The 4709-nt window shown below is 48.6% G+C and carries 5 protein-coding genes; 2 read left to right on the top strand and 3 right to left on the bottom strand.

The window, feature by feature from the left end; translation table 11 throughout:
* Window positions 1-265: 265 nt before the first annotated feature.
* Together RMO52_RS11480 and RMO52_RS11475 are read right to left on the bottom strand one after the other, a co-directional pair.
* Window positions 266-871, bottom strand: a complete 606-nt coding sequence (locus RMO52_RS11480) for a VWA domain-containing protein (protein WP_310414174.1) — start codon at window positions 869-871, stop codon at window positions 266-268.
* 106 nt (window positions 872-977) lie between these two features.
* On the bottom strand, window positions 978-2531 hold the full coding sequence (locus RMO52_RS11475) for an anthranilate synthase component I family protein (RefSeq protein ID WP_310414172.1): 1554 nt from the start codon (window positions 2529-2531) through the stop codon (window positions 978-980).
* A gap of 206 nt (window positions 2532-2737) precedes the next feature.
* On the opposite strand from RMO52_RS11475, the gene pheS reads away from it, so the two are divergent.
* Window positions 2738-3736: a phenylalanine--tRNA ligase subunit alpha gene (gene pheS, locus RMO52_RS11470; protein ID WP_309738854.1), complete on the top strand. Its 999-nt coding sequence runs from the start codon at window positions 2738-2740 to the stop codon at window positions 3734-3736.
* A gap of 14 nt (window positions 3737-3750) precedes the next feature.
* Here the strand turns inward: pheS and RMO52_RS11465 are convergent, their stop codons facing one another.
* The gene (locus RMO52_RS11465) at window positions 3751-3912 is read right to left on the bottom strand and encodes a hypothetical protein (RefSeq protein WP_310414169.1); all 162 of its coding nucleotides are present in this window, start codon (window positions 3910-3912) and stop codon (window positions 3751-3753) included.
* 162 nt (window positions 3913-4074) lie between these two features.
* Here RMO52_RS11465 and RMO52_RS11460 point away from each other — a divergent pair.
* A partial coding sequence (locus tag RMO52_RS11460; protein ID WP_310414166.1) for a histone deacetylase occupies window positions 4075-4709 on the top strand: 635 nt, incomplete at its 3' end.

The following is a 4709-nucleotide window of genomic DNA, read 5'->3' as shown; positions in this document are numbered from 1 at the left end:
TCGAAAGTCTGGAGCAGCAAGTCCAAAAAATGCAGGTCGAACAAACTTGCAATGCGATCGTGCAAGGTATTGAAACTCCCTCAGCAGAAGGGATCGAGTTGCCGCAAAGTTGTCAATTGGAAGATAAAGTCATCCGTCAATTTTTGGATGGGGCAGGAATTTAGATATCTGATAAATATCTAATCGCAAGCGATATCCCCGACTTCTCAAAAGAAGTCGGGGATATTTTGTTTACTAGTTTGGAGGTGCTTAGAAATCGATCTGACTAGTCATTAATGGCGCTGAGGAGAATTTCTTTGAGTGTCAGATCTTCCATATCATCCATCGTGATTGTATCGACAATATCAAACTTTGCCCCCGCACGTCCGAGATCGTCGTCGAGGATTTTTAAAAACTTAGTTGCCGTTTCATCCGTACCAACTTGAATAAAAGAAATTGCTAATTCCTCATCGCGATCGAGTTTTTGAGTTGCATCTAGAATTACTTGCATTACCGCCTTGCGATCGTCAGGTTCGCCATCGGTAACTACTAAGATTAGCTCGCCATTAGCTGGAGTTTTACCAGCATTTTTGCGCTGAAAATAATTACCCACAGCATCCTGTAAAACTGCTGCTAAGTCGGTTCTACCCGCAGGATCGTTTTCTTGAAAAATCGTGCTAACTTTAGCCGCAGTCACATTATCATAGCGTTTGAATTTCCCCGAAAATAGATACACAGTAATCCCGTCTGGATCGAGTTCTTCACACTTACTAGCTAGAGCTAATGCTGATTCCTGCATAATCTGCCAACGACTAGCACCACCCGATCGATCTTTGGTTGCCATACTGCCACTTTTGTCAATAATCAACGTATAATCGCGATTTTCTAACATGTCAAATTCCTCAGTATTCAGATATTTGTTATTTTCTTTAGCTTACCCAACCGACGCTAATAAATCGAGAGTCGGTCGCCGCAATGTCCGATCGGTATCATTAGATCTAGTCTTTAGATTGTTCGGAATTTGGTACCAAACAGCGAATTGCTTCGAGCAACCCTCTAGCTTTATTTAAAGTCTCCTCATATTCTGTCACTGGATTGGAATCGGCAACTAAACCCGCTCCAGCCTGTACCGAGACAATATGACCGCCCGCATCATCGGGGCGGACGACCATTGTGCGGAGGGTGATGGCGGTATTAAGTTGCCCTTCAAAATCATAATACCCATACACTCCCGAATAAGCCCCCCGCCGACAGCCTTCGAGCTTGTGGATGATTTCGAGGGCGCGGATTTTGGGTGCGCCGCTAACCGTACCCGCTGGAAAACACGCCTTGAGCAGATCCCAGGCGGTTTTATCCGGTGCGAGTTGCCCGATGGCATTACTCACGATGTGCATGACATGAGAATACCGCTCGATCGTCATTAGTTTATCGACGACTACCGTACCACTCTGACAGACTCGCCCCAGATCGTTGCGCCCTAAGTCTACCAACATCACATGTTCGGCAACTTCCTTGGTGTCGGCGAGTAATTCCTCAGCGAGAGCATCGTCTTCGGCGGGGGTTTGTCCGCGTCGGCGGGTACCAGCGAGCGGACGGAGATTGGCTTTGAGCGTGCCGTCACGATTGCGATCTGCTCTCACCATCACTTCAGGGCTAGAACCGATAATCTGCCAATCCCCAAAGTTGAAATAAGCCATGTAGGGAGAGGGATTGACTAAACTTAGCGATCGATACAAATCGAATGGATCGCCCGTATAACTAGTAGACAACCGCTGCGAGACGACGACTTGAAAAATGTCGCCAGCTTTAATATGTGCCTTGGCTGTCTCCACATGGGCGCAAAATTCCGCTCTAGAAGTATTGCTGGTATATTCAGCAGGGAGAGTAGTCAGAGGGGGGCTAGGCTGCGGCGGCGTCCATTCCAGGAACTTGGGGGCGAGTGGCTGTTGCAGCTTTTCAACTAAGGTTTTGACGCGATCGATCGCCTGAGTATAGGCGAGTTCCACATTCCCGTCACAACCCTGGAGATCGGCATAGGCGATCGCCCAAATTTTGCGCTTGACACGATCGAAGACAATCAAATGGTCTACCTGCATCCACAAGCCATCTGGCAGGTCTTGGGCGGTAGCTGGATGGATGGGAACTCGCGATTCGATCCATTTCATCAATTCATAGCCCCAGAAGCCAAATAAGCCCCCAATCCCTCCGGGCAGTTGGGGCAGTTTAATCGGTTGGTAAGGCTCCAGGCAGTCAGCCAAAGTCTGAAACGGATCGCCTGTAAAGGTGGTAACACTCCCATCACGGTGAGTTTTCGTCGTGAGATCGCCGCGATTTTCTAGCACCCACAAAGGGTTGCAGCCCAAGAAACTGTACCGCCCGACAGTTTCACCGCCCTCTACAGATTCCATCAAGAAGCTGTATGGTTGACCAGCACATATTTTATACCATGCCGAGACAGGGGTATCCAAATCGGCAACCCATTCTTGATAGACGGGGATAAAGTTACCTTGGCTTGCGAGCTGACTGAATCGATCGAGGCTGGGGAAGATCATTGCAAGAATGTTGGCATGGTATCTATCCTATTGTGCCTGTTGGGGCGATCGTCGGGCAATATATTTTTGAACGGGAGTGGCGAGGAATAATCCTAAATCGCCAGCAGGTGCGACTCGATCGGTTAAAATCTAGATTGGCGAACGGTTACTGCGCGAATTAGTAACTAGTAACCGGGAACTATTCACCGCGAACATCGAGCATAATAATGTCATTAAGCGATCTCCAACAACAACTAGCGACACTCCAAGCGACAGCACTAGAGGCGATTGCCCAAACTCAGACGCTAGAGGCATTAGAACAACTGCGAGTCGATTATTTAGGTAAAAAGGGCGAAGTCTCCAAAATCCTCGGCGGGATGGGCAAACTAGCCCCCGAAGAGCGTCCGGCAATTGGGGCAGCGGCAAACGTCGTTAAAGATGCCATTCAGGCACAACTCGATCGGGTCAAAACCGATCTCCAAGCCGCCCAGATTCAAGCGCAGCTAGCCGCCGAGACGCTCGATGTGACGATGCCCGGTGTGTATTATCCCCAGGGGCGGATTCATCCGATTAATTCGACGATCGATCGGATGGTCGATATTTTTGTCGGCATGGGCTATACGGTGGCAACTGGGCCAGAAATGGAGACAGATTACTACAATTTTGAGGCGCTCAATACGCCCCCAGATCATCCCGCACGGGATATGCAGGATACATTCTATCTTCCCGATGGCAATCTCCTTCGCACGCACACTTCTTCGGTGCAGATTCACTATATGGAGGAGAATGAGCCGCCAATTCGGATTATTTCGCCCGGACGTTGTTATCGTCGCGATACCGTCGATGCGACGCACTCAGCCGTCTTTCATCAAATTGAAATCCTAGCAATCGCCCCAGATCTAACCTTTACCGATCTCAAAGGTACCATCAAAGAATTCTTGACTCAAGCCTTTGGAATGGAGCTACCGATTCGGTTCCGCGCTAGCTATTTCCCCTTCACCGAGCCGTCAGCAGAAGTCGATGTGCAATGGCAAGGGCGCTGGTTGGAAATTATGGGCTGTGGGATGGTAGATCCCAATGTTCTCACTAAAGTCGGTCACGATCCAGAAGTATACAGTGGATTTGCGGCTGGCTTTGGGGTCGAGCGACTGGCAATGGTGCTACACCAAATCGATGATATTCGGAAGCTCTATGGTAGCGATCTCCGCTTCTTGCGACAATTTTAGCCGATTCCAGCTATCTACTTCCAACTAACTGGTAAACACTCACTACAATCCGTAGCAACCGTGCTATCTGCCGAGACAACGACTGGTGGTGCTGGCGGTGGTTCGGCACTGACTCGAACAGCAGTAGGTACGATCGCCAGCGCAGCAATTAGCCCACAGTTTAGAAATTTACGCACGATCTAAGCCCTAATATGTTGATGTCCCTACAATCTAACTAATAAATGTGCGAGATCCTGTGAACTAAATCACATCGCGTAGTATTGCGATCGCAGTGCGTCTAAACACGCTTGAGTAAAGTTAGAATTCATTCGCAAGTTCTCTAGACATTAGTAACAATTTTGTCAGTCCCGATCGTTTACCATCCCGATTATGTCGTACCTTTACCCGATAGTCATCGCTTTCCGATGTCCAAATTTCGGATCTTGTACGAGTTATTATTAGCAGATGGATTAGTTACCGCCGATCGAACATTCGCCCCCACATTACCACCGACGGAATGGTTAGAATTAGTTCACGATCCGGCTTATATTCAGGCTTACTATACTGGCACATTAGACCCTAAAGCCCAGCGGCGGATTGGTTTACCGTGGAGTCCCGAATTAGTCAACCGGACTTGTATCGCTCTAGGTGGCTCGATCCTGACTGCAAAACTCGCGATCGAACATGGCATCGCCTGTAATACAGCAGGCGGAACCCATCACGCTTTTGCTAATATGGGTTCGGGCTTCTGTATCTTCAACGATCTGGCGATCGCATCTCGTGTAGTCCAAAAGTTAGGATTAGCTAAAAAGATCCTCATCGTCGATCTCGATGTCCATCAAGGCGATGGTACGGCGGCAATCTTTCAACGCGATCCGAGTGTATTTACCTTCTCCATGCACTGCGAGATCAATTTCCCAAGCAAGAAACAAACCAGCAATCTCGATATACCCCTACGGGAAGGGATGGAAGATAGGGAGTATTTAACCACCCT

Origin of the sequence: Chamaesiphon sp. OTE_8_metabat_110 (assembly GCF_031382685.1) — a bacterium.
In the GTDB taxonomy this organism is placed as follows: domain Bacteria; phylum Cyanobacteriota; class Cyanobacteriia; order Cyanobacteriales; family Chamaesiphonaceae; genus Chamaesiphon.
Note: the sequence above shows the minus strand (reverse complement) of the source record. Positions and strands in the feature narration are given on the sequence as shown.